The sequence below is a fragment of the Erythrobacter litoralis genome (genome assembly GCF_029760855.1).
GTDB lineage: Bacteria > Pseudomonadota > Alphaproteobacteria > Sphingomonadales > Sphingomonadaceae > Qipengyuania > Qipengyuania litoralis_A.
In genome coordinates, this window is record NZ_SOSI01000003.1 from 297,008 (window position 1) to 319,765 (window position 22,758).

A 22,758-nucleotide genomic window follows, 5' to 3' on the forward strand; every position below is an offset into this window, starting at 1 on the left:
AGGTCGGGGCATGCACCATCTGTGCCCTCTGCCGAAGTTCGTTCCATGCGAAAAAGGCCGTCAGTGCGGAAAGCAGATTCTGAGGCCCAGCCATGTCCGCATTTGCGATGCGCCGACCAAAAGCGGCCAAACCGCTACCGGCCCAATTCCGGTCAATCGGTGCGAGTGCCGCCCAACGGCAGCTTAGGGCCGACTGCAGACCGTCCGCTTTTGGGCTGGCGATGTTAGAAGCAGTCGTTCGGCTTGGGTCGCCGAAAGAATATTGTCGGTTTCTCGTAAATCGATCGTGTGCAGGCCATTTAACCAAGCGGCAAATCTATTCCCAAATACTGTGACCGAAAGCGTTTCCATCGTTACACCCGTCATTTAAGATGGCAACGAACGTGGCCGAAGCCTCGAGAAAAAGGATACGCTTATTAAGGCAGTTTCACTATTTCCCCGAAAATGGCCGACATAACGCCGAGCAATAACAAGGCATGTTTTGAACTACTGCATGGTCCGCTTATCCCAGAACGTCGTCAGGATGAGAGCCGCTGCTACCGCGATTTCTTCGCTTTCTACTTCGATATTATCGCGGACAATCAGTCGCGGGCTTGTATCCGTTTCAATAGCGGCGATTTCGCTGCCAGCATCCATCAGAATATACCCAACCGGTGTAGCGTGTGATACGTCCTGACCGTTCATCCTGTAGTTGGGTAGAAGATCGAACGTCTTGCCGCCATAACGGATGCCGCCGGCACGTGTAGTTCGGACGATCGGGCCTGCAACCGGTTCGGCGATCTCGAATAGTTCCAATTGCCCGGACACACCTTGGTTATTTATAAGATCGCAACTCATTTGAAAAGGCGTAACCCGAATTTGGAGGGTGTTTCCGCCGATACTGCGTTCGCTTAGCCGACAGTCTGCCTGCATGGCCACTGCGCCGGATATGGCCATCGTCATGCTCCCCGCATCCCGGCGATCCGCTTCCAGCACAGTTACGCGAACGAAGCTGCGCTGATAACGGCCGACGCTGTCCCCGACGCGCGCAGCCCCTGCAATACTCCCCTGCGTGCCGGTAATATCTCGAACAATGGACGATGCAGCGGCAAGCGAAGGCGGCAATTGCATAGTGTGGGCCGCACATCCTGCGACACCCAATGCGGCAAGCAAAATCAAAACCCGCATGAACAATATCCCTTATTGGCGTTCAGTACGTCGCCGGATCGACCATCAATGCTAGAGCAACGGAAGCGAGAGAAAGCGCCATCTTGTCCTTATCGTCAATATAGACTGCCTCGACCAGCGAAGGTGCCCCGTCTAAAGTGACCGCGCCTATGGCTCGGCCGTCCCGTTTGATCAAATAAGCGAGAGGCGTTCCCGACGGAACCTGCACATTCTCAAACTCGTGAAGTGAACGCACGGAGTATTGGCGCCCGCCCAAATCGAGATCGCCGCGGCGTTCCGAGCGCGCCGAAAGATCCGCCGCGATCTCGGCGCCTATCATCATCTCACCAACCCGCTGCCCGTCCGCAGTTAAAAAAGCGCAGATATATGTTACGGGATCGAGCACAACTTCAATTGCAGGAGATGCATCCACGCGGCCTTCGTAAAGGTCGCACGCAGCTATAGATGGCGTATCGCCTGACGCAATCGCAATCGTGATCTGCGCACCTTGCCGAAACCCCGTGTACCGATCGAAGTATCGCGAACGCGTTACCCGCCGATCGTAACTGCCACCAAAAGAACCAGCGCGCCATTCGCCTCTATTGCCTCCATTGAGGCCGGACATCGCTACGGAAGCTCCGTTGGCGGCCAATTCGGTCGGTAAGGCAGGGCGTGCAGTCTCGATTGCCATGCATGACGAAGTCGCAAACGCGAACAAGATCAGGCAACGCATCTCTTCAACTCCCTCGGATTGTTTCGACCCGAATGCAGGGATGGCCGTGAACCGCGGCTGACCACATATGGGCCGGTTCCTGACGGACAGCTTGTGGCACCTATTCCTGTGCAACTGGACGTCCGCGCTAGCGACTTGCTTGGAGGTCTGGTTGAATCCAGCCGTTCATTCATCGATAACTTCCGATAGAATTTGACGTCGCTTTGTCCCATCGATAAATACCGATGGATGCAAACCTCCAGCGCCCTTGAGTCCCTTGCTGCTCTCTCTCACCCAACCCGCCTCGACGCCTTTCGGCGTCTGGTGCGTCACGAACCAGAGGGCCTTTCCACTGGGCAACTCGTTGACGCATCGGGGCTCAGTCAGAGCACGTTTTCCAGCCACCTCGCCATCCTCGTCGCCGCCGACCTCGTCGTCCCGGAAAAGCGGGGGCGCCAAATGATCCAGCGCGCGAACATCGAGGTCCTGCGCAATCTGATGCTGTTCCTCGCGAAGGACTGCTGCGGCGGACGAGCCGACCTGTGCGAACCGCTCGTCGCCGAGCTTGCCGAATGCTGCTGAGCGTCGCGCGCTCAAGACTCCTTATGTGAAGGGAATATCCATGACCACCGACATCGTCATCTACCACAATCGCGAATGCGGCACCTCGCGCAATACGCTGGCGATGATCCGCAATGCCGGGATCGAGCCGCACGTCGTGGAATACGTCAAGATTCCGCCATCGCGTGTCATGCTCGAAAGCCTGATCGACCGCGCCGGGCTGAGCCCTCGGGAGTTGCTCCGTGAAAAAGGCACACCCTATGCCGAACTCGGGCTCGGCGATGAGAGCCTGAGTGATGCAGCGCTGGTCGATGCGATGATGGAGCACCCGATCCTGATCAATCGCCCGCTCGTCGTTTCGCCGCTCGGCGTTCGCCTCTGTCGCCCGTCCGAGATGGTGCTCGACATCGTGCCAACTCCCCAGCGCGGCGCATTCACCAAGGAGGACGGTGAGAAGGTCGTGGACGCGGCGGGCGCGCGTATCGCCTGATGCTGCTCGCGATCGGAATTTTCGTCGCCACCATTACGCTGGTGATCTGGCAGCCGCGTGGGCTCGGGATCGGATGGAGTGCTATCGGGGGAGCCTTGGTGGCGCTTGCCACCGGCGTCGTCTCGCTCGCAGACATCCCGATAGTGTGGGATATCATCTGGAACGCTACCTGCGCTTTCGTCGCGATCATTCTCATCAGTCTGATTCTCGACCGCGCAGGGTTCTTCGAATGGGCCGCGCTCCATGTCGCACGATGGGGCCGCGGGAACGGGCGTATGCTGTTCGTGCTCGTGGTGCTGCTCGGCGCAGGCGTTGCGGCGGTCTTCGCCAATGATGGTGCCGCGCTGATCCTGACCCCGATCGTAATCGCGATGCTCCGCGCGCTGGGCTACAACGCCAAGGCGACGCTGGCCTTTGTTATGGCGGCAGGCTTCATCGCCGATACTGCTAGCCTGCCGCTGGTTGTGTCGAACCTCGTCAATATCGTCTCCGCCGACTTCTTCGACATCGGATTCGGCGAATATGCGCTGGTCATGGTGCCGGTCGATCTTGCCGCCATCGCGGCCACGCTGACAGCGCTGATGGTGTTCTTCCGCAAGGACATTCCAGCCACCTACGACCTCACACAGCTGCGCGCTCCGGAAGAGGCGATTCAAGACCGCGCGACTTTCCGCGCCGGTTGGGTGGTGCTGGCATTACTGTTGGTCGGTTTCTTTGTCCTCGATCCGCTCGGCGTACCGATCAGCGCGGTCGCGGCGGTCGGCGCTCTGGCGCTCATTGCCATCGCTGCGCGGGGACAGGCCATTTTGACCGGACACGTGATCCGCGAGGCCCCCTGGCAAGTCGTGATCTTCTCGCTCGGCATGTATCTGGTCGTCTACGGCATGAGCAACGCCGGGCTCGCCGCTGTCATAGCGGGACTGCTCGAACGCTCGGCAGAGGGCGGTGTGTGGAGCGCGACCTTCGGCACAGGCATCCTGTCGGCAGTGCTTTCTTCGGGCATGAACAACATGCCCACCGTCCTCGTCGGCGCATTGTCGATCGACGCAACCGGCGTCACGGGCCCCGTTCGCGACGCGATGATCTACGCCAACGTCATCGGCTGCGATCTTGGCCCCAAGATCACCCCGATCGGTTCGCTTGCGACGCTGCTGTGGCTGCATGTTCTCGGACAGAAAGGCGTGAAGATCGGCTGGGGCTATTACTTCCGCGTCGGCATCACCCTGACCACGCCGATCCTGCTGGTGACCTTGGCGGCGCTCGCCCTTCGCCTGACTCTGGTCTGATCCTCGGAGCTCAATCATGTCGCGTTTACGCCCGCTGCCCGATCCCGACACCTTCCCTGCGTTGGACCCGGCATTCGTTCATCCCCGGCCGGCTGCTGGCCTCGGCGGCGATCAGTCGCCACCCCGTATCCTGCTTCTCTACGGTTCGTTGCGCGAGCGCTCCTACTCGCGCCTCGCGGTCGAAGAAGCCGCGCGTTTGCTGCGGCTGTTCGGTGCGGAAACGCGCATCTTCGATCCGTCCGATCTGCCGCTTCCCGATCAGGTTGGTGGCGATGACCATCCCGCCGTCCATGAACTGCGGGAACATGCGCTCTGGTCCGACGGCATGGTCTGGTGCAGCCCGGAGCGGCACGGCCAGATCACTGGCATCATGAAAACACAGATCGATCACCTGCCGCTCAGCATCGGAGGCATGCGACCCACCCAGGGGCGATCGCTGGCAGTCATGCAGGTATCTGCCGGATCGCAGTCCTTCAACACCGTCAACACGCTGCGCCTTCTCGGACGCTGGATGCGGATGTTCACGATCCCCAACCAATCCAGCGTGCCCAAGGCATATAAGGAGTTCGACGATGCGGGCCGCATGAAGACCTCCCCGCTCTACGACCGCATCGTGGACGTCATGGAGGAACTGGTGCGGTTCACCGTCCTGCTGCGCCCGCATGCCGAACAACTGGTCGATCGTTATTCTGAGCGCAAAGAGTCCGGGCGCGTCATCGATCCTAAGAACGATATATCGGCTATTGCCCTGTCCTCATCATAATGACCGCTTTCGGGCCTTCGCAGCGTAGGCCCGAACGACCGAGATTGGGGCGCAAAACGGACATGAGCATCCTAGGTTCTCGGCGTTGCTCGCAACATTTTACAAACGAGCGATTGCCATCCAGTAACATGGGGCACACGCGTGACAGTTGGATCTCGCCGCCTGATCAACTCCGACCGGCTAAGCTGGCTGAGCTTCTCCCAGTCTTCTTCGAATAGATAAAGTGCGTTTCCGTACTCCAAATTCTCGAGAGCAACGAGATCGCTTCCAAAACGGCCGCCAAAATAGTTCGAGAAGCGACCCTTCCCGAGGATGAGCTCGCTTGGCCCGAGCTTGGTGAGTGCTTCCAGTCGTTCGCTGGCGACCCGCATACGTTCTGGGTCAGAAGTTTTGGAAGTGAACATTCGGGCCAGCACCTCATCCCGTTTGCCGGGCGGGAGCAATTCCCAATCGACCCGCTGGATCGCAGCGTAATCCTCGTCGGAAAGATCGGCGTCGAAAATTGAAGCCGAGCCGACCAATTCTTTCAGCAGCCGAAGGTTGAACTGAAGGTCGCGGTCGAATTCAGGGTCGGATCGGTCGAGCGGTTGATCAATACGGATCCGGACGAGCGCGCCGTCTCTCAATGGTTCAAGAACTTTTGCCGAGACCGAATGCATACGCGCCGGGTGGTAATCGACGGGGAATGCTTCGATCGTGCGCGAGCTGAGATGGCTGCCGCTTCCCCGCCAACTGGGAGCAAAGTGCGAGATCTCGCGGGTTTCTTTCGCCAGGTCGCGGCGTTTGTCTTCCCAGCCATCGAGATTTCGCGCCGACCAGCGCCCCGCTGCACGCGGAGGAATCGCCGGGTCCGAGGTCGTGACCGAACCATTGGCGAAGCTAATGCCAAGATGCGCAAAGGTCGCAGAATTGTCGCGCGTCACTGTCACGACTTCGGCCACGACAACCTTGGAGGCGTTCATCGCGTCAAGCCGGCTGCGAACAGCTTTGGATAGTTTGATAGGTCGCGGGGTCATTCTTCGTCGCTTCCTTCAGTGAGGCAGGATGGATAGAAGCGGTCTTCCAGCTTCTTTCGATATCGCTCGGGCAGCGGCTCATTGATCCTGTCGTAGAAATTCGTTGCCTGCTCCCATGACTTGGCGAGGGTCCGCAAAATGCTTGCAGGCACTTTCTCCTTGGCATTTCGCTTGTAGCCTTCGGCATGAAAGCTGACGTCGTCCTGCAGGTCATCCCTATAGGCAAGGAGCCGATCGAAATGCCGTTTCTCTTCTTTCGTGATGGGGCCTGCGTAGCGCACGTCTGCGTTTCGGACATCGATGATAATGTCGTCAGGGTGGGGTATGGGCTGTGGCAGCGGCCTCCCGGCATCTCGCGCACGCTCGATCGCTTCATCCCACCCCTTCTTATATTCGCACGCTATCTCGAAGTGATCGACACGCGAGCGGCGATCCGCTTCCTCGATATCGCGGACGAGTTCAGCGAGCGCCGTCTGGGCGAGGCGATTGCCCTTCATGGCCGAGACTCCCATTGCTCGGAACACGGCCTTGATAGCGGGCATCTCGATGAGGTGCTCGCCTTCGCGCACGGTGACGGTCCGATAGGCTTCTTCCAAAAGCATTTGATTGGCAGGCTGGGTGCCTACCTCTAAGTTCGGAGTTCTTGAGACCTTGTTTTTAGATCCTTTGGGCCTCCCGCTAGGATTGCCGGAACGCCCTTTTTCAAACCGGTGCTTGGCCGGGGGCTTTCCGTAACCGACCTCATAATCCTTCGAGCGGTCGCGTTCCGATTTAGCCGCCCGCTTCATTCGGCTGCCTCCATCTCAAGCGGGAGCCGGGCATCTGCAACATCGTCAAAGCATCCGCCAGTACTAGCCAGCTTTGCTGGCTTGCCCGTATAGGCTTGCCAACGCTTTACGATAGTGTCGCAATAGATGGGATCGAACTCGATAAGCCGCGCCGTGCGTCCTGTCTTTTCCGAGGCAATAAGTGTGCTGCCTGAACCGCCGAACCCGTCGAGCACGATCTCGCCGCGCTTGGAGCAGTCCATGATAGCATCGGCAATGAGCGCGACCGGTTTGACCGTTGGATGCATGGCAAGTTCCTCGGCCCGATCGGCCCCGATGGAGCTAATGCCGGCATAATCCCAGACGTTGGTCCGATAGCGACCCGTTTCGCCAAGACCGAAGCTGTTCGTGTGCGGCGCGGTGCCTTGCTTGAACACGAAGATGAGCTCGTGCTTCGAACGATAAAATGCGCCCATCCCGCCGTTAGTCTTGTTCCAGACCACGAGGTTCTTGAGTTCGGTAAATGCTTCACCGCCCGCTACAAGGAGTTCGCCCATGTGGCGCCAGTCCATGCAAACAAAAGCAATGGCGCCATCGCGCATCACCCGGCTCATGTTCCCTAGCGTATCTCCGAGAAAACAAGTGAACTCACTCTCGCTCATCTCTCCGCTAGCAAAGGCAAACTCGCGGTGCTTGACCGAGCCAAGACCACAGACATTGCCGTCGATCGCGACATTATAAGGCGGGTCAGTGAACACGAGATCGGCTCTTTTGCCGTCCATGAGCCTGTCCATCGCTGCCGGATCGCGAGTATCGCCGCATAGCAGTCGGTGACGCCCAAGTTCCCATATGTCGCCAGCGCGTGTCACCGGATCACCCGAGAGCTCGGGCACAGCGTCCTCGGCCCCGTCCCTTGTCTCGGGATCAGCTTCTCTGGCATCGACAAGCGCGAAGTCGACCTCGGCGAGGCTGAACCCGGTCACCTCGATATCGAACTCGAGATCGACCAGCGCCTGGAGCTCGATAGCGAGGATTTCCTTGTCCCAGCCTGCATTGAGCGCGAGCTTGTTGTCCGCCAAAACATAAGCGCGGCGCTCTTCCTCACTTAGATGCGATAGCGCCAGCGTCGGTACCCGTTTCAATCCGAGGAGCTTTGCCGCCTCGACCCTGCCGTGGCCGGCGATGATCTCGCCATTGTCCGACACGAGCACGGGGTTGGTGAATCCGAACCGGTCGATCGAAGCCGCGATCTGCTTCACCTGCTTTTTGGAATGCGTGCGCGCGTTGCGTGCATACGGTTTGAGCGAGGCGACATCCCACTCGACTAACTGCGAACCTGAACCCTTCATCGAATCATCCTTCGGCTGCCGATTTCGTATACATAGATTGAACGCTTGCTTGCTACAACCAGGTCTGTATGATTGTGCACAACTCGATTGAACGAGAGAGGTCCAGTCATGAGCTTCGCCCATCGCTTGCGCGAACAGCGCATGGCCAAACGCATGTCGCTTCAAGACGTCGCGACAGCGGTCGGCATATCCAAAGCCCACGTATTCAACCTGGAAAAGGCAAAGACGAGCAATCCCTCCATGGAGCTCGTCATGAAACTCGCCGAACTCTTTCGGGTGCGCGTGACCGACCTCGTGGGCGACAATCCCGAGGCTGCGGATCAGCCGGCGGAGATGGTCGCCATGTTTCGCGACTTCAAGGCGCTCGATGAGGATGATCGCGAGGCCATCCGCCTGATGATGGATAGTTTAAGGAAGCGTCGGGAAAAGCAGGCTTGACCCTCGACCGCATCGAGCTCGACGGAGTGGGGTCGCCAGCCAGGCTGGCAGATCGCATTCACGAGCTTGCGCCGGATCTCCCCCTGAAGTTCGACATTAAGGCCCTATGCCACCAGCTCGACATCCATGAGATCCGAGAAATCGATACTTCTGCCTATGAAGCAGCCATTATCATGGACGAGTACAAGGCCGACGGGTCAATCCTCCTGGCCCGCTCAAGCGGCGCGAAGAGAAAGCGCTTCTCGATCGGGCACGAGCTTGGTCATTTTGTTCTGCCCACGCATCTTCCTAAGAGCGGCGGGTTTTCCTGCTCGCATAGCGATTTGAAGAGCGATAGCGCGGCAGCGAAGAACCGGCATGCGCGGACGGAGGCCGAGGCCAATCGCTTCGCCGCGCACTTGCTCATGCCGCCACGCAAAATCCGCGCAAATCTAACCACTCCGCAGCCCGATCTAAGCGAGATCGTCAGGCTCGCCGATGAATTCTTTGTCAGCAAGGAAGCGATGGCCCGTAGTTATGTCGATGCACACCGCGAAACCCTGGCGCTTGTTTTCCTGCACCGCGGCAAGATCGCGCGCTTCTACAAACCCGATGATTTCCCGTTCATCGACGTTACAATCGGAGCAGAGGTGCCGGAAGATTCCGTCGCAACCGATCATGGGCTCGCTCCGGCACAAATTTCGGAAATGGAAGAGTGTGACCCCAGCACCTGGCTGGGCGAATGGTCGCAGCGCAAGGTCGGCATGCTGAGCGAGCAAGTGCTCGCTCAGCGCGATGGTCACGCGATGGTTCTGCTCCACGCTGAACTGGCGGAATAGACACGCAAGCTTATTCGCTGTTCGAGGAACTCACGTTCCCTGATCTGCCGATCGATCTACCCTGATCCCGAGAACGCAATTCCCTGTTCTGCACGCAGGGAATTTCGTCGTGTAATCGCAGAATTCTGCGGATTTGAGAGCTATCCAAAACCATGCCGATGGCCGAAAAACCTCTGTTTCCCTGTAGATTCCCTGTAAATCAGGGAAAACATGGTGGAGAGCGGTTCGCAGATGACTGCCTGCTCCGCCACTGACGCAGTGACTGTGAGCTACGTCTAGCCCGATCTAGACTCGAAAAAGCTTTCGCTGTCGGAATCCAACAAGCGCTCCGTGCTTCAGTGTCCCAACCGCTCGCGCTTTCTTCGGACATTCGTCAGCCTAAGAACTTCGCAACCTGTTGAACGGCTAGGATGAGAAACAACAGCGCCGATCCGGCGAGCGTTACATTGGCGACCACGCCGTTGCGAGCCTCGGCGGGCATGCGTTCCGAGTTGTTCAACATTAGCAAGGTTATGGCGAGGAACGGCATGAATAGCGCTCCGAACGCGCCATAGACGATCACGAGCAGCAAGGGGCGATCCGCAAAAAGCAGGACCATTGGCGGGAATGTCAGCCATGTGAGATAGAAGCGATAGGCGTTGCTTCCCTCGTGTCCGCCTTCGCCGCGGCCTTTCAACTGGTACCACCAGTCGGAAAAGAACAGGCTCATTCCTTGCCATACGCCAAGGAGAGACGAGAGCGATGTGGCCGCAAACCCGACCAGGAACAGGATGGCGATGGTCGGTCCGAAACGCGCTGCCAGTACATCCGACAAGCCGAGCAACCCCCGGTCGCCGTCTTCCAGAGCAATTCCCGCAGAATAGAGAAGCTCGGCGCCCACAATCAACATCGCGATGACGAAAAGCCCGGTCACGATATAGGCGATGGAATTGTCGACTCGCATCATCGGCAGCCAAGGTGTTCCGCGCCAGCCCTTGGCCTGCGTCCAGTAGCCATAGGCTGCGGTGGTAATCGTGCCGCCGACCCCACCGATCAGGCCGAGCGTGTAGAACAGCGAGTCTTCGGGAAGCTGGAAGGTCATGCCGCGGACAATATCCGGCAAGCTTGGCGCGACGAGGATTGCGAGACCGGTCATGATGACAAACATCGTGCCGACAAGGACTTTCATGACCGCTTCGAACGTCTCGTATCGATTGAACCAGACAAATACGAAGCCGAACACGCCCGCGACCATCGCCCAACTCCGAAGCGAGAGACCGGGAAACAAAGCAGTGAGCGGCAAGGCGGTGGCGCTCATGGCGGTTGCTCCGTAGATGAAACCCCAAATCACGACGTAGATGCCGAAATACCAGCTCGTCCAACGGCCGAGCGAACGCCAGCCGGCGAGGATCGTCGAACCGGTAGCGAGGTGATAGCGGGCCGATCCTTCGGACAGTGCGATCTTGACGATGCAGCCCACCACGGCAGCCCAAAGAAGCGCGTAGCCGAAGCGCGAACCTGCGATTAGCGTAGCGACGAGATCCCCCGCCCCGACGCCGGTCGCCGCGACGACAATGCCCGGACCGAGATGACGCCACATCTTTCCACGCGTCGGCGGAACCGTGTTCGCGTCGGAACCGGTAGGATCGTCGATGTCGGGTCCCGGATCTGCGTTGCTATTCTGGGCTATGATAAGCTTTCTCCCGAAACGGCCTTAGATTTGTCCGGTTCGGAACGATAGGCAAGTGAGGGTCGAAAGTACCCGTTCACACAGTTTGAGAAACTTGGCCGAACAGGTGTGGAAACCGCTGTTCGCCGTTTGATAGTGCTGCGCTTACTTCTTTATGCCTTCAGCTTGCGCTTTTCGCCTCTGTTCCGCCTTCGCCAGTCCGATCGCGCGCCACCAACGTATACAGCGCAGGTACCATGAACACGGTAAAGAGCGTCCCGACCAGCAGTCCGAAACCGAGCGTGAAACTGATTGCAAAGCGCGACCCTGCGCCGGGGCCGCTCCCTGCCACGATGAGCGGGATCACGCCCACGAAGGTCGAAATGGTCGTCATCATGATCGAGCGGAAACGCAGACGCGCGGACTCCGCCATTGCTTCGCGTTTATCGAGACCGTTTTCGACCTGCTGCTGGTTCGCGACCTCGACCAGCAGAATACCGTGCCTGATGATCGCGCCGATCAGCGCCAGCAATCCGATTTGGGTGTAGATATTGATCGTCACGATCCCCGCCGCAAAGAAGAACAGCGCGCCGGCGATCGCCATCGGCACGGCCATGAACATGACTGCCGGATCGCGGAAACTCTCATACTGCGCGGACAGGACGAGATACATCAGCGCGACCGCAAGTCCGAAGGCGACGAACAGCGAGGAGCTTTCGCCCACGAACTGGCGCGAACGGCCGGCGTAATCGACGGTGTAGTTTGCGGGCAGTCTTTCGTCCGCCGTGTCTTGCAGGAACTGGATCGCTCGGCCCAGCGAGACGCCTTCCGCCGGGACACCAGAGATGATCGCGGCGTTCAGCTGGTTGAACCGTTTGAGTTGCCGCGGCTGGGTGCTCTGCTCGACCGTCACGAAAGTCGATAGCGGGATCAGTTCGCCGGACCGGGTGCGAACCTGATATTTGCTCAATTGCTCGACGGTCAGGCGCTCGGCGCGCTCGGCTTGGGGGATGACGCGATAGCTGCGACCGTCGAACGTGAAATAGTTGACGAACCCGCCCGACAGCATGGTCGAAAGATCGGTACCGACGGCTTCGATATCGACCCCCAGCGCTGCCGCACGGTCGCGATCGATCTGCAGCGAATACTGAGCCCGGTCGAATTTGAGATCGCTTTCGACGAAAGCGAACAGGCCGCTGGCGCGTGCAGCATCGAGCAGGCCTTGCGAGACGTCGAGCAAGGCTTCGGGATCGTCCACGGTTGAAACGATAAACTGGACTGGCGTACCCCCGCCCGACCCGGGCAGCGACGGGGGCGAAATGACCGCGGCCTGCAAGGCAGGGCTCTGCGCCGCAAGGCCTTGCAAGGGTCCTTGCAACTCCTGCTGCGTCTGGTCGCGGTTGCCCCAATCCTTCAGGACGATCCCGCCGAATGCGCTCGAGGACGCATCGCCCGGCTGGCCCCCGCCCGCTTGCATAAAGACGAGATCGACCGCTTCGTTTTGGCCAAGCCGGTTCGCAAGATTGTCGGTCGCACGCTCGAGAGCATCGATCGAACCGTTGGGATCGCCTTGGATACTTGTGATAAGGAAACCGCCATCGTCGGGCGGCTCCAACTCGCTCTCGGCGGCGTTGTACGTAAGGTAAATACTGGCGATGATGCCAAGGCCGATGACCAGCATGATTTTCGCATGATCGAGCGCCTTTACCAGTAGCCGGTGATATCCGTCCGAGAACTTGCCGAACCACGTATCGACCCACTTGGCGAAGCGGTTCTTCTCATGGTCCTGTTTCAGCAGCTTGGCACACATCATCGGCGACAGGGTCAGCGCGACCACGCCGGAAAGCAGCGTCGCACTCGCTACCGTGTAAGCGAATTCGGTGAACAGCGATCCGGTCAGTCCGCCCATGAAACCGATCGGCGCGAATACGGCGAGCACGACGATATTCATGGCAATGATGGTCTTGCCGAGCTCGCGCACGGTCTGCTTCGCCGCGTCTTCGGGCTCGCACCCCTCTTCGATCAGGCGCGCCGCATTCTCAACCACGATGATTCCATCGTCGACCAGGATACCGATGGCAAGGATCAGCGCGAGCAGCGTCAAAAGATTGATCGAGAAGCCCAGCGCCTGCATCAGGAAGAACGCCCCGACTAGCGCGATGGGCATGGTGACGGCGGGGACAATAGCGGAACGGACCGAACCGAGGAACAGGTAGATAACCACCGCCACGATCGCCAACGCGAGGAACAGCGACTGGATCACCGATCCGATCGAACTTTCGATCGCCTCGGTCGCATCGTAAACCACCTCGAAGGTAACCGCTTCGGGCAATTGTTCGCGAATGTCGGGCAGCAAATCGCGGACCTCCCCCACGGCGCTGAGAATATTCGCCGTCGGGGACACTTCGATGGCCATGAACACCACAGGCTCGCCTTCGACCTTGACCGAACTGTCGTAGGTCTCCGCGCCCAGCATGGTGTCGGCGACATCGCCGAGCCGAACGATAGCGCCGTCTTCCTCGCGGATCACAAGATCGTCGAAGTCTTCTGGTGACGTCAGATTGGTATTGGCCTCGATCGGGATCGAGAGCGTCGATCCCTTGGTGGAACCGACAGCGGCAAGGAAATTGTTGCTCGAGAGCGCGGTCCGCACTTCGCCCGGCGTGACGCCGAACGCCACCATCCGGTCGGGATCGAGCCAGATACGCATGGCGAGCGACCCGGCACCCTGCACGGCCGCCTGCTGGACACCCTCGGCCGTTTCCAGCCGCGGCTTGACCGCGCGGTTCAGGTAATCGGTGATTTCCTCGCGGCTCAGAATATCGCTCTGAAACGCGATATACATCGCCGCCTGATCGCCGCCGGTGCGTACCGTCAGCACCGGGTTTTCGGATTGGGCAGGCAGCTGGTTCTGCACCTGATTGATCTTGGTCAGGATTTCCGCGACCGCATCGTTGGGTGGATAGCCCAGATCCAGCCTCACATTGATCGTGCTCGATCCTTGGCTGCTGGTGCTTTCGAGATAATCGATACCCTCCGCCGTCGCGATCGCCTGTTCAAGCGGCGTGGTGATGAAGCCACGCACCAGGTCGGCATTCGCGCCGACATAGGGAGTATTGATGGTAATCGTCGTCGACGTCGTATCAGGATACTGGCGCACGCTCAGCGCCGTCGCTGCCTGCAGGCCGAACAGCACGATCACCATGCTGACGACAAGGGCGAGAACCGGTCTCTCGATGAAGCGCTGGAGGAAGTTCACGGGGTCTCCGGCACTGCCGGAACATCCTGAAGCGGCTCATTCTGCGACGGTATCAGGGGCGTTCCATCGCTGAGCTTGACCTGACCGGAAACCACGACCCGCTGGCCCGGCTCAATGCCTTCGAGGATGGCGATGTCGAGCCCGCGCCTCTCGCCTGTTTTCACGAATGCGCGCTTGGCGATAAATTTGGGCGCAGGCGGCCCGCCCTGCCCCGAAGATGCGTTTTCGCCCCCGCCGGAGCCGCCCCCACCTTGCCCGCCGCCGTCTTCTGCCTGCTGTTCGCGCTGCTTCCGAAGCGCCTCACGCTGTTCTTCGGTCGGTTCGGCGGCAAGGAATACCGAACTGCCATAGGCATTGAACACCACCGAAGTCGCAGGAACGCTCACGACCTCGCGCGATCGGCCCGTATCCAGCGTAACCTGTGCGAACTGCCCGGGCCGAATGCGCCCATCGCTGTTCGCGACCGTCGCCTGGACTGTGAAGTTGCGCGTTCCGGTCGCCACATCGGGATTGATCGCGGTGACCCGCCCGCCGATGATCTCATCGCCGAAGCCTTCCACTTTCGCTTCGATGCCCTGTCCCACGGAAACCGCCGCGATGCTGCCTTCGGGAAGCTCGAAATTGAGATAGAGCGGCGAGGGCTGCACAAGTTGCGCGATCGCGGTGCCGGGCGACAGGAATTGGCCTCGTTCCACCAGCCTGATGCCGAGTTGGCCGCTGAAGGGCGCACGGATCGTCTTCTTGCCGATGACCGAACGGACTTCGGAGATTTGCGCGGCAAGGGCGTCGCGCTCTGCCACCGTCTGTTCGACCTCGGCTTGCGCAATGGCGCCGCGTTCGATCAGGCGAAGAGCCCGCGCCGCGGCGGCCGAAGCCTGCCTGAGCTGTGCCTCCAGACGCGCGACCTGCGCGCGTTCCGTCGAAGTGTCCAACCGGATAAGCGGCGCGCCTTGGCGGACATATTGCCCGGCGGTGAAGAATATCTCCTCGATCGTACCGCCCAGTTCGCCCGTTACTTCGACGCCCCTGACAGGCGCGAATGTCCCCGTCGCCGTGATCTCGCTATCCCATTGCTGCCGCGTCGCCTGGTCGATCGTCACAGTGGCGGGCGGCGGCAATTGCGGGCCTTGCTGCTCTTCCTCGCCCGACCGGAAGAAGAAGTACCAGATCAATACGATCACACCGACAATCAAGGCTCCGATCAGCGCCTTGCGCCACCAAACCATGGCACGGGCTCGCTCGGGAAGCGTGGAATCGCCATCCCCTTCGGATCTCGCCTGCGATCCGTCCCCGTCAGTTTCGGCCATCGATAGTCCGTTCGATTTCGTATTGCGGAAGAAGGGCTGGCGGTCGGCCTTCCCAAAGCGCCGCCCGCGTCGCGGCGATCGCCCCGTCGCCCGTCTGCGCGGAAAGGAAGCTTTCGTCCAGCGGCCCGGCTGCAACTGCGGCCAACAAGGCCGCAGTATCCTGAAAGCGCAGGGCCGAGGCGTCGACCACGGAAAGGCGCGCCTCCTGATAGGTTCGTTCGGCCTGCAGCACGTCGAACAGACTGGCGGCGCCCTCACGATAACGAAACACCGTCAGATCGAGGCTTTCCTGCGCCGCATCCAAGGCCTGTATTTGCCTCTGCAGCGCCTCGCCGTCTGCTTCCAGCGCGTAAATCCCCCCCGCAACCTCTTCGAAGGCGCCCAAAACGGTTTCCTGATAAAGAGCCAGCGTTTCCTGATACACCGCGATCTGCGCATCGCGCTGCGCCCGCAATCGACCGCCTTGAAACAGGGGCGCGAGCAGTCCCACGCCTGCCGAGTATATGAAGTCCAGGGTCGGACCGAAACCGGGCCCCTCGATACCGTTCAATCCTGCTGCGCCGGATAACGTGAAATCGGGATAAAGGCTCGCCGTCGCGACACCGATCTCGGCGCTTGCCGCCGCGAGCCGCGCTTCCGCCGCTCGTATGTCGGGCCGTGCCCGTACCAGTGTCGAGGGAAGGGTCACCGGCACTGTTTCAGGCATCGTAAGCGTCGACAAAGTCAATGCTGGGAGTTCGGCCTGCGCGAGCGGCCGACCCGTCAGTGTTGCCAACCGCGCTTCCGCCAACGCCAGATCGCGGCGAAAGCCGGGAAGGCGCGCCTCCAAGGCGCGGATCTCGGCCTCCGCGGCGACCAGATCGGCCCGCGCGGTATATCCTTCCTCCACGCGGATGCGCGTCAATTCCAAGCGATTGCGCTGTCCATCGATCAGCTCGCGCGTCACAGCGGCGCGCTGACGGATCGCCGCCGCTTCGAGCGCGCTCGACACGATGTTGCCTGCGAGAGAAAGATAGGTGGCCTGAACTTCCGCCTTGGCCGCTGCCAACTGCGCTTCGGCAGATTCGATCAGGCGATCTTCGCGTCCGAACGGATCGAGGTTGTAGTCGACAGCGATTTGCGTGGTGTAGATCGTAAACTCGCTGCTACCGCCCCCGCCGAAGCCGCCCTGACCTTGGCCCTGACCGGTCCCCTGGCCCTGTCCTTGCCCCTGACCACCAAAACCACCTGCGCCGGCACGCTGCCGTTGTATCTGTCCGTTCGCGCTGATTTCCGGAAGCAACAGTCCGCGCTCGGCGCGCAGCAAATATGCCGCTTGTGTCAAGCGCGCCCGCGCGGCCGCCAAAGTCGGGCTCTTGGCGAAGCCGGTTTGCACAAGCCGGTTGAGTTCACTTGAACCGAACCACCGCCACCATTCCTCGATCGCGCCTTCGCTCGCGAGAAACGCCACACCGTCGAATGCGGGAGCTGGCAACGGATCGAGCAAGTCGGCGTTTGCGCGATCTGTTTGGGGCGCGGTATAATCGGGACCGACCGTAGCGCATCCCGCGACAAGGCTAGCAGCCAAAATCGCAATCGTGCGATGCGCCGGCGAGGAGACGTCCTTCATAAGCCTATCCCGCTTGCCGAAGGATCAAGCCCACATCCACCAATAAAAGGACGTGGACGCGACGATTAGTCTATACGCACCGTGCTTGCCCTGAGCGATTTGCAGAAACTTTCGTCATCGCATCGTGAAAAGAGGTGGTGAGCCCTGCTGGGTTCGAACCAGCGACCTACTGATTAAAAGTCAGTTGCTCTACCGACTGAGCTAAGGGCCCGACCACGGCCAAGGCACCTAGCAGGTGCGCGCCGAGGGTCAACATGGGTTTTAGGGTCGCGATTACGTCGTTTCGATATTTCGGATGCGGGGACGAACGAGGCGGGCCGCCAGCTGACGAACCGTCAGGCCGCTGACCGGATCGCGCCAGTGCGGGACGATGGCCGCGGCGGGGCGCAGGACGAAGTCGCGCTGGCGGAAGAGCGGGTGGGGAATGGTCAGCCTATCGGACGCAAAGGCGCCGCCGCTCCACAGAACGATATCGAGATCGAGCGGTCGGGCCCGCCAGCGTTGGCCGCGCCGCTGCCGTCCGAACCGGTGCTCGATCTCCTGCAGTTCCGCGAGCATCGCTTCCGGCGGCCGATTGCTTTCGATCAGCGCGGCGGCATTGGCATAGCGTCGTTGCGATGGACCGACGGGCGCGGAACGGATGGTCGGCGAAACGGCACGGACGTTCCAGCCATTCTCGCCGAGTGCTTCTGTGGCGGCCGTAATGAGTGCTTCGGGGGGCAAACCATGTGCCCGCATGTTCGAGCCGAGCGCGATCACATAGGCGTGCGATGCTGCCAAGCCGCCCTCGCCCGACGTCAGATATCTTCGCAAATCCGGCCGTAGAGCTGCGGGCGTCGATCGCGGAAGAAGCCCATGCCGGCCCGGTGCGTCGCCGCCCGGTTGAGATCGAGCGTCGCGAGAAGAACGCCCTCGTCGTCGCGCCCGTATTGTTCGACCAGATCGCCCCATTCGTCGCTGATGAAGCTGTGGCCGTAGAATTTCTGCGGGCGGTCCGACGGGCCTTCGTGCCCGAACCGGTTTGCGGCCGCGACCGGCATACAGTTCGACACCGCATGCCCGATCATCGCGCGGCGCCACATGCGGCTGGTGTCGAGATCGGCGTCGTAGGGCTCGGAGCCGATGGCGGTGGGATAAAGCAGCACCTCGGCCCCTTTCAGCGCCATGACACGTGCGCATTCGGGATACCATTGGTCCCAGCAGATGCCGACGCCAATGCGGGCGGTGCCTCCGTCGCATGGCACATCCCATACCTTGAATCCGTCGTTTCCAGGACGGAAGTAGTACTTTTCCTCGTAGCCGGGGCCGTCGGGGATATGGCTCTTGCGATAAGTGCCCATAAGCGCGCCGTCCGGCCCGATCATGGCAAGGGTGTTGTAGTAGTGATGTCCGTCGCGCTCGAAGAAGCTCGTCGGGATCGCAATGCGGTGCTTTCCTGCAAGCTCCTGCATCGCGAGCACACTGGGATGCTCAGCGGTCGGGCGGGCGCGGGCGAAGAACTCTTCCTCTTCCGTGCGGCAGAAATACTCGCCGGCGAAAAGTTCGGGAGGCAGCACGACCTGCGCCCCCTCGCCCGCCGCCTGTTCCACCAGAGAGGCAACGGCGGCAATATTATTCGCTTCCACAGGCCGGGCGAGCGGAAGCTGGAGAATGGCAAGGCGCAGATGTCTCATAGGCCGACGCGGATTATGCGGGCTTCAACGCGAAGTCCACCTGGATATAGACGTCGGAGCGGGTCGTGCCGACCATCACGCCGGGAGAGGCATCGTCGGGCGGCGGCGCGGCTACGGGCGGCGGGGCGGCAGCTTGGGCACGCACCATAGAGCCCTCCTCCATCGCTTCGGCTCCGCGCAGATAGGTCTGGCCCTGCATCCCGCCGGCATCGCGAATATAGAGGACGCGGCTGACCGTCATGTCCGCCGCCTTCGCATAGGCTTCGGCCCGCCCCATCGCGGCCCTGTAGGCATCGGCGTAAGCGAGGTTGGCGGTCGCTTCGGGATCGGTCATCGACAGGTTCGGGCCGGAGACGATGTTGGCCCCGGCATCCGTCACCGCGCTGACCGCTTCGCCCGCGCGCGCCGGCTCGTCCATCGTCACCGCAACGATATTGCTGGCGAGAAATTGGCCTTTGCGGTCGCCATAGTCGATCCGCCGCACCTGGACCGAGCGGGTCTGGATATCGTCGTCGCCGACGCCGTATTCACGCAGTGCCGCCACGATTTCGGCGATCTTTTCGCGATTGTCCTCGCTCGCCTGTCTGGCCGAGCGCGCCCATGTCTCGACGCCCGCCTCGAACTCGGCACGGTCGGGCCGGCTTTCCGCCTGGCCACTGGCGCTGACCGACAGCAGCGTTTCGCCATGATCGACGCCGCGCGCCTCGTCGGCCCGATCTGCGCAACCTGCGAGCAGGAGCGCGCCGAAAATGACGCCCGTTCTCCAGTCCATTATTCCGGCACTCCCCATGTAACAGGACTACATGGTTGCAATGCCGGAAATGAACCGTGAATTACGGGCGGTCAGGCGCGTTTGCGGAACAGCAACGTCATCCGATCACTCTCGCCTACCGAACGGAGCGCTTCGTTCTCGCCCGATAGGCTCGGCGGCAATTGCCATACGCCGCCCTCATGATCGGCGCTGTCCTTCGGATTGGCGTTGATATCGCTCATGCCGACCAGTTCGAACCCATGCGCCTCTACCAGCGCGATGACGTCTTCCTGCCGCAAATAGCCGTTCGCCCCGGTGGTGTAGGACGCTGGGGCATCCGCCTTGGCGCGGTGCTGCACAATGCCGAGCATCCCGTCGTCCTTAAGCAAATCGCGCATACGCGTGAGCTCGGTATACATCACACCCGAGCGCAGCAAATTGTGCATTTCGCGGAACACCAGCACGCGGTCTGCAGTGCCTTTCATCGCGTCGGGAATGTCCTGCGAGGCGTAGACCGAGACCGGTGCGCCGTCGAGGTTCCAGCCCCCGCGCGCTTCCTCGAACCGGCCGGGCAGCGCGCCGAAATACTCGCCGAAGCGCTCGTTATCGGCGGCGGCGGGATCAGGCGTAAGGCCGACATAGCGGCCCTCTTCGCCCAGATACGGTACCAGCACCCGTGTATACCAGCCGCCTGCCGGCATGTAGTCCACTACGGTCATCCCCGGCTCGACCTCGAAGAAGGCGAGCGTTTCGGCCGGGTGCCGCCATTCGTCGCGGCTCTGATCCTCCGCCCGCCGCGTATGCAAAAGGGTAGCCGCCATGCGTTGTCCGGCCGTTACGTCCATCGTCGGCATCGTGTCTTGCCCACCCGAAGTTTGGTTCATGTGATGATCGGCGGCGGCGGGCATTGCGGTAGCCAGCGCGCAGCCGGCAGCGAGGATCGAGAAAAGGCGCATCGTTCGTCTCCCAGTGATCGGTTGCCTTCCTTCTAGGCCGTCCACCCCCCATGACAAGCGGGGCCGCACTTCCTATCTCCACCTCCAAGCAAGGAGATTGAGAATTATGGCACAGCAACAGGTAATCGTGGCCGGCGGCTGCTTCTGGTGCACCGAAGCGGTGATGAAGGACGTGATCGGCGTCAGCGAAGTCGAAAGCGGCTATATCGGCGGCGACAAGCCCGATCCGACCTACAAGGAAGTCTGCTCGGGCAATACCGGCCATGCCGAAGCAGTGCGGGTGACGTTCGATGACGAGACCATTTCGCTGCCCGAAATCCTCGATGTGTTCATGGGCACGCACGATCCGAGTCAGCTGAACCGACAGGGCAACGATGTCGGCACCCAGTATCGCAGCGCCATCTTCCCGCAGGACGATGCTCAGCGCGACGAAGCGCAGGCGGCCATCGAACGCTGGAATGCCGAGAACGACGGCACCGCTGTCACAACCATCGAAGGTCCGGACACGTGGTATCCGGCCGAAGACTATCACCAGGAATACTGGGCCGGAGAAGGCCAGCGCAATCCCTATTGCATGGCCGTCATCCCGCCGAAGCTGATGAAGCTGCGCAAGAGCTTCCAGAACAAGGTGAAGCAGGACGCCTGAAGCAGAACAATCGCAGGTTGATGGGTAAAATCTCGGACTGCTCTTGTATTTTAAAATTGTTAAAGCCAGGCATGGAACACATTGATTGCCATGCCTGAAAAACAGAATTCAGACGAACTCGATGCCCTGCGTAAGCAGATAGCGATCCTTTCCGAAGAGCGGGATGCCAGTCGCACCGAACTGGATCGGATGAGGCTGCTGTTCGAGTCCACTCTCGAAACTGTCCCGGTCGGCGTTCTTATCGCGGACCGGGACGGACGCATACTTCACGGGAATTCGAATATCGAGCGGATGCTCGGCCATCCCGTCCGGTTGTCTGCGGATGCCGATTCCTATGAAGAATGGGTCGGCTATCATGAGGATGGCCGGAGGGTTGCGTCCGGCGATTATCCTCTCGCCCAAGTGATCCGCGGAAAAGCCGATCATTCACAGCTCGATGTCGATTACGAGCACGGCGATGGTTCGCGTTCGTGGATACGCGCCATTGCGGAGCCTATTCGTGACGAGAGCGGCGAGCGCGTCGGGGCGGCCGTAGCCGTAATCGACATCGACGAAGAACGGCGCTTGCAGGATAATCAGCGCTTGCTGATTGCCGAACTCAACCACCGGGTCAAAAATGCGTTCAGCGTGACCCAGGCGATTGTCAATCGTTCGCTGCGCGGGACCGTCAATCCGGAATTCCTCGAAAGGTTGGACCGCCGGCTTTCTGCCTATGCGCAGGCGCATGCCGGGTTATTGGGCAAAAAGATCGGCCGTGTCTCGTTCGACGACATATTGGACGAAGCCATTGTGCCGATCGATCCCCGTCGCCTCAAAACACACGGTGCAGAGGTCGATTTTTCATCTCCTACCGGTGTCGCATTCGCCATGACTTTTTACGAGCTCACGACCAATTCGAGAAGACACGGCGCCCTGTCCGATCCGGCTGGAACTGTTTCCCTGACTTGGAATTTGAAATCCGAAAAAGATGGTCAGCGATTGATTGTAACCTGGCAGGAAAGCGGGGGGCCGCATCCGAAAAGCTTGCCAGAGGGTAATACTTTCGGGGCATTCATAACGCAGCGCGCAATCGCTGCGGAAACACGCGGAACCGTGGAATGGGGGCTGGAGAAAGACGGCCTTCGATGGGAACTTGATATGCCTTATACCGAGCAGGGGCTTCAATAATGCCGAGCAGGAAAGAGAAGATCTTCGTAGTCGAGGACGAAGTTCTGATTGCCTTCGAGATGTGCGACATGCTGGAAGATCTCGGGTTCGAGATCGTCGGTCCCAGCGTGCACCTGCAGGACGCGGAAGCCCGCGCCAAATCGGACGAGATGGATGCAGCATTCCTCGATGTGAACCTCGGCGGGGGCGATACGTCGAAGCCTGTCGCGGAAGTTCTGCGGGAACGTGGCGTGCCTTTCGTGTTCATCACCGCTTACGACCGCGATGAAATCACCTTCGTGCTTCCGAACGAGAAGATCGTTCGCAAGCCTATTACCAACGGCAAACTTTACGAGACGCTGCAAGCGGTATTGCCCGATGTCGAGCTGAAAAGCAGCGCCGAATAAAAAGCGAAAG

General features: G+C 60.4%; 23 protein-coding genes and 1 tRNA gene. 9 read left to right on the forward strand and 15 right to left on the reverse strand.

Features of this window, described 5'->3' with window-relative positions; translation table 11 throughout:
* Positions 1-486 precede the first annotated feature (486 nt).
* Together E3U23_RS07150 and E3U23_RS07155 are read right to left on the reverse strand one after the other, a co-directional pair.
* On the reverse strand, positions 487-1,158 hold the full coding sequence (locus E3U23_RS07150) for a hypothetical protein (RefSeq protein ID WP_279350541.1): 672 nt from the start codon (positions 1,156-1,158) through the stop codon (positions 487-489).
* Between the two features lie 31 nt (positions 1,159-1,189).
* Positions 1,190-1,798: a hypothetical protein gene (locus tag E3U23_RS07155; RefSeq protein ID WP_279350542.1), complete on the reverse strand. Its 609-nt coding sequence runs from the start codon at positions 1,796-1,798 to the stop codon at positions 1,190-1,192.
* Positions 1,799-2,107: 309 nt separating this feature from the next.
* On the opposite strand from E3U23_RS07155, the gene E3U23_RS07160 reads away from it, so the two are divergent.
* Genes E3U23_RS07160 through arsH form a run of 4 tightly spaced genes read left to right on the forward strand, consistent with a single transcriptional unit; the run spans position 2,108 to position 4,958 of the window.
* Positions 2,108-2,440, forward strand: coding sequence for an ArsR/SmtB family transcription factor (locus tag E3U23_RS07160; protein WP_279350543.1), 333 nt, complete (start codon positions 2,108-2,110; stop codon positions 2,438-2,440).
* Between the two features lie 40 nt (positions 2,441-2,480).
* On the forward strand, positions 2,481-2,909 hold the full coding sequence (gene arsC, locus E3U23_RS07165) for an arsenate reductase (glutaredoxin) (RefSeq protein ID WP_279350544.1): 429 nt from the start codon (positions 2,481-2,483) through the stop codon (positions 2,907-2,909).
* Positions 2,909-4,195 carry an arsenic transporter gene (locus E3U23_RS07170; RefSeq protein ID WP_279350545.1) on the forward strand — a complete coding sequence of 429 codons (1,287 nt, stop codon included), beginning with the start codon at positions 2,909-2,911 and terminating at the stop codon, positions 4,193-4,195. The genes arsC and E3U23_RS07170 overlap by 1 nt, the downstream gene beginning before the upstream one ends.
* Positions 4,196-4,211: 16 nt before the next feature.
* Positions 4,212-4,958 (forward strand): arsenical resistance protein ArsH, encoded by a 747-nt coding sequence (arsH, locus tag E3U23_RS07175; protein WP_279350546.1) that lies wholly within the window; start codon positions 4,212-4,214, stop codon positions 4,956-4,958.
* 71 nt (positions 4,959-5,029) lie between these two features.
* Here arsH and E3U23_RS07180 read toward each other — a convergent pair whose 3' ends face one another.
* Genes E3U23_RS07180 through E3U23_RS07190 form a run of 3 tightly spaced genes read right to left on the reverse strand, consistent with a single transcriptional unit; the run spans position 5,030 to position 8,090 of the window.
* Positions 5,030-5,920 (reverse strand): hypothetical protein, encoded by an 891-nt coding sequence (locus E3U23_RS07180; RefSeq protein WP_279350547.1) that lies wholly within the window; start codon positions 5,918-5,920, stop codon positions 5,030-5,032.
* Positions 5,921-5,970: 50 nt separating this feature from the next.
* Positions 5,971-6,762, reverse strand: coding sequence for a DUF5681 domain-containing protein (locus E3U23_RS07185; protein ID WP_279350548.1), 792 nt, complete (start codon positions 6,760-6,762; stop codon positions 5,971-5,973).
* Complete coding sequence (locus E3U23_RS07190; protein WP_279350549.1) at positions 6,759-8,090, reverse strand: site-specific DNA-methyltransferase; 1,332 nt, start codon at positions 8,088-8,090, stop codon at positions 6,759-6,761. The genes E3U23_RS07185 and E3U23_RS07190 overlap by 4 nt, the downstream gene beginning before the upstream one ends.
* Positions 8,091-8,198: 108 nt before the next feature.
* Between E3U23_RS07190 and E3U23_RS07195 the strand changes: the two genes are divergently transcribed.
* The gene (locus tag E3U23_RS07195) at positions 8,199-8,528 is read left to right on the forward strand and encodes a helix-turn-helix domain-containing protein (protein WP_279350550.1); all 330 of its coding nucleotides are present in this window, start codon (positions 8,199-8,201) and stop codon (positions 8,526-8,528) included.
* Complete coding sequence (locus tag E3U23_RS07200; RefSeq protein WP_279350552.1) at positions 8,525-9,346, forward strand: ImmA/IrrE family metallo-endopeptidase; 822 nt, start codon at positions 8,525-8,527, stop codon at positions 9,344-9,346. The genes E3U23_RS07195 and E3U23_RS07200 overlap by 4 nt, the downstream gene beginning before the upstream one ends.
* Positions 9,347-9,719: 373 nt before the next feature.
* Here E3U23_RS07200 and E3U23_RS07205 read toward each other — a convergent pair whose 3' ends face one another.
* From E3U23_RS07205 to E3U23_RS07245, 9 genes are all read right to left on the reverse strand, one after another.
* Positions 9,720-10,925 carry an Nramp family divalent metal transporter gene (locus E3U23_RS07205; protein WP_279350553.1) on the reverse strand — a complete coding sequence of 402 codons (1,206 nt, stop codon included), beginning with the start codon at positions 10,923-10,925 and terminating at the stop codon, positions 9,720-9,722.
* A gap of 250 nt (positions 10,926-11,175) precedes the next feature.
* On the reverse strand, positions 11,176-14,253 hold the full coding sequence (locus E3U23_RS07210; RefSeq protein ID WP_279350554.1) for an efflux RND transporter permease subunit: 3,078 nt from the start codon (positions 14,251-14,253) through the stop codon (positions 11,176-11,178).
* A complete protein-coding gene (locus E3U23_RS07215) occupies positions 14,250-15,560 on the reverse strand; it encodes an efflux RND transporter periplasmic adaptor subunit (protein WP_279350555.1) in 1,311 nt (436 codons plus the stop codon). The genes E3U23_RS07210 and E3U23_RS07215 overlap by 4 nt, the downstream gene beginning before the upstream one ends.
* A complete protein-coding gene (locus E3U23_RS07220) occupies positions 15,547-17,169 on the reverse strand; it encodes an efflux transporter outer membrane subunit (protein ID WP_279350556.1) in 1,623 nt (540 codons plus the stop codon). The genes E3U23_RS07215 and E3U23_RS07220 overlap by 14 nt, the downstream gene beginning before the upstream one ends.
* A 135-nt stretch (positions 17,170-17,304) precedes the next feature.
* Positions 17,305-17,380, reverse strand: a tRNA-Lys gene (locus E3U23_RS07225).
* 62 nt (positions 17,381-17,442) lie between these two features.
* Entirely contained in the window at positions 17,443-17,949 is a 507-nt protein-coding gene (folK, locus tag E3U23_RS07230) for a 2-amino-4-hydroxy-6-hydroxymethyldihydropteridine diphosphokinase (RefSeq protein ID WP_279350557.1), read from the reverse strand.
* A 17-nt stretch (positions 17,950-17,966) separates the two neighbouring features.
* Complete coding sequence (aguB, locus tag E3U23_RS07235; RefSeq protein WP_279350558.1) at positions 17,967-18,842, reverse strand: N-carbamoylputrescine amidase; 876 nt, start codon at positions 18,840-18,842, stop codon at positions 17,967-17,969.
* Between the two features lie 13 nt (positions 18,843-18,855).
* A complete protein-coding gene (locus E3U23_RS07240; RefSeq protein ID WP_279350559.1) occupies positions 18,856-19,614 on the reverse strand; it encodes an SIMPL domain-containing protein in 759 nt (252 codons plus the stop codon).
* 71 nt (positions 19,615-19,685) lie between these two features.
* Positions 19,686-20,549 carry a class I SAM-dependent methyltransferase gene (locus E3U23_RS07245; RefSeq protein WP_279350560.1) on the reverse strand — a complete coding sequence of 288 codons (864 nt, stop codon included), beginning with the start codon at positions 20,547-20,549 and terminating at the stop codon, positions 19,686-19,688.
* 106 nt (positions 20,550-20,655) lie between these two features.
* Here E3U23_RS07245 and msrA point away from each other — a divergent pair, with 106 nt between their 5' ends.
* Positions 20,656-21,195, forward strand: coding sequence for a peptide-methionine (S)-S-oxide reductase MsrA (msrA, locus tag E3U23_RS07250; protein WP_279350562.1), 540 nt, complete (start codon positions 20,656-20,658; stop codon positions 21,193-21,195).
* Positions 21,196-21,303: 108 nt separating this feature from the next.
* On the opposite strand, the gene E3U23_RS07255 is transcribed toward msrA, so the two are convergent.
* Positions 21,304-21,465 carry a hypothetical protein gene (locus tag E3U23_RS07255; protein WP_279350797.1) on the reverse strand — a complete coding sequence of 54 codons (162 nt, stop codon included), beginning with the start codon at positions 21,463-21,465 and terminating at the stop codon, positions 21,304-21,306.
* Here E3U23_RS07255 and E3U23_RS07260 point away from each other — a divergent pair.
* Both E3U23_RS07260 and E3U23_RS07265 read left to right on the forward strand, forming a co-directional pair.
* A complete protein-coding gene (locus E3U23_RS07260) occupies positions 21,436-22,362 on the forward strand; it encodes an HWE histidine kinase domain-containing protein (RefSeq protein ID WP_279350788.1) in 927 nt (308 codons plus the stop codon). The two genes, E3U23_RS07255 and E3U23_RS07260, sit on opposite strands and share 30 nt — an antisense overlap.
* On the forward strand, positions 22,362-22,748 hold the full coding sequence (locus tag E3U23_RS07265; RefSeq protein ID WP_279350564.1) for a response regulator: 387 nt from the start codon (positions 22,362-22,364) through the stop codon (positions 22,746-22,748). The genes E3U23_RS07260 and E3U23_RS07265 overlap by 1 nt, the downstream gene beginning before the upstream one ends.
* The last annotated feature ends 10 nt before the right edge of the window (positions 22,749-22,758 follow it).

Excerpts from the sequence above, each read along its gene's own strand:
- E3U23_RS07160 (WP_279350543.1), top strand. The coding sequence starts at position 2,108 with ATGCAAACCTCCAGCGCCCTTGAGTCCCTTGCTGCTCTCTCTCACCCA.
- arsC (WP_279350544.1), top strand. The coding sequence starts at position 2,481 with ATGACCACCGACATCGTCATCTACCACAATCGCGAATGCGGCACCTCG.
- E3U23_RS07170 (WP_279350545.1), top strand. The coding sequence starts at position 2,909 with ATGCTGCTCGCGATCGGAATTTTCGTCGCCACCATTACGCTGGTGATC.
- arsH (WP_279350546.1), top strand. The coding sequence starts at position 4,212 with ATGTCGCGTTTACGCCCGCTGCCCGATCCCGACACCTTCCCTGCGTTG.
- E3U23_RS07180 (WP_279350547.1), bottom strand. The coding sequence starts at position 5,920 with ATGAACGCCTCCAAGGTTGTCGTGGCCGAAGTCGTGACAGTGACGCGC.
- E3U23_RS07185 (WP_279350548.1), bottom strand. The coding sequence starts at position 6,762 with ATGAAGCGGGCGGCTAAATCGGAACGCGACCGCTCGAAGGATTATGAG.
- E3U23_RS07190 (WP_279350549.1), bottom strand. The coding sequence starts at position 8,090 with ATGAAGGGTTCAGGTTCGCAGTTAGTCGAGTGGGATGTCGCCTCGCTC.
- E3U23_RS07195 (WP_279350550.1), top strand. The coding sequence starts at position 8,199 with ATGAGCTTCGCCCATCGCTTGCGCGAACAGCGCATGGCCAAACGCATG.
- E3U23_RS07205 (WP_279350553.1), bottom strand. The coding sequence starts at position 10,925 with ATGTGGCGTCATCTCGGTCCGGGCATTGTCGTCGCGGCGACCGGCGTC.
- E3U23_RS07215 (WP_279350555.1), bottom strand. The coding sequence starts at position 15,560 with ATGGCCGAAACTGACGGGGACGGATCGCAGGCGAGATCCGAAGGGGAT.
- E3U23_RS07220 (WP_279350556.1), bottom strand. The coding sequence starts at position 17,169 with ATGAAGGACGTCTCCTCGCCGGCGCATCGCACGATTGCGATTTTGGCT.
- aguB (WP_279350558.1), bottom strand. The coding sequence starts at position 18,842 with ATGAGACATCTGCGCCTTGCCATTCTCCAGCTTCCGCTCGCCCGGCCT.
- E3U23_RS07240 (WP_279350559.1), bottom strand. The coding sequence starts at position 19,614 with ATGGACTGGAGAACGGGCGTCATTTTCGGCGCGCTCCTGCTCGCAGGT.
- E3U23_RS07245 (WP_279350560.1), bottom strand. The coding sequence starts at position 20,549 with ATGCGCCTTTTCTCGATCCTCGCTGCCGGCTGCGCGCTGGCTACCGCA.
- msrA (WP_279350562.1), top strand. The coding sequence starts at position 20,656 with ATGGCACAGCAACAGGTAATCGTGGCCGGCGGCTGCTTCTGGTGCACC.
- E3U23_RS07265 (WP_279350564.1), top strand. The coding sequence starts at position 22,362 with ATGCCGAGCAGGAAAGAGAAGATCTTCGTAGTCGAGGACGAAGTTCTG.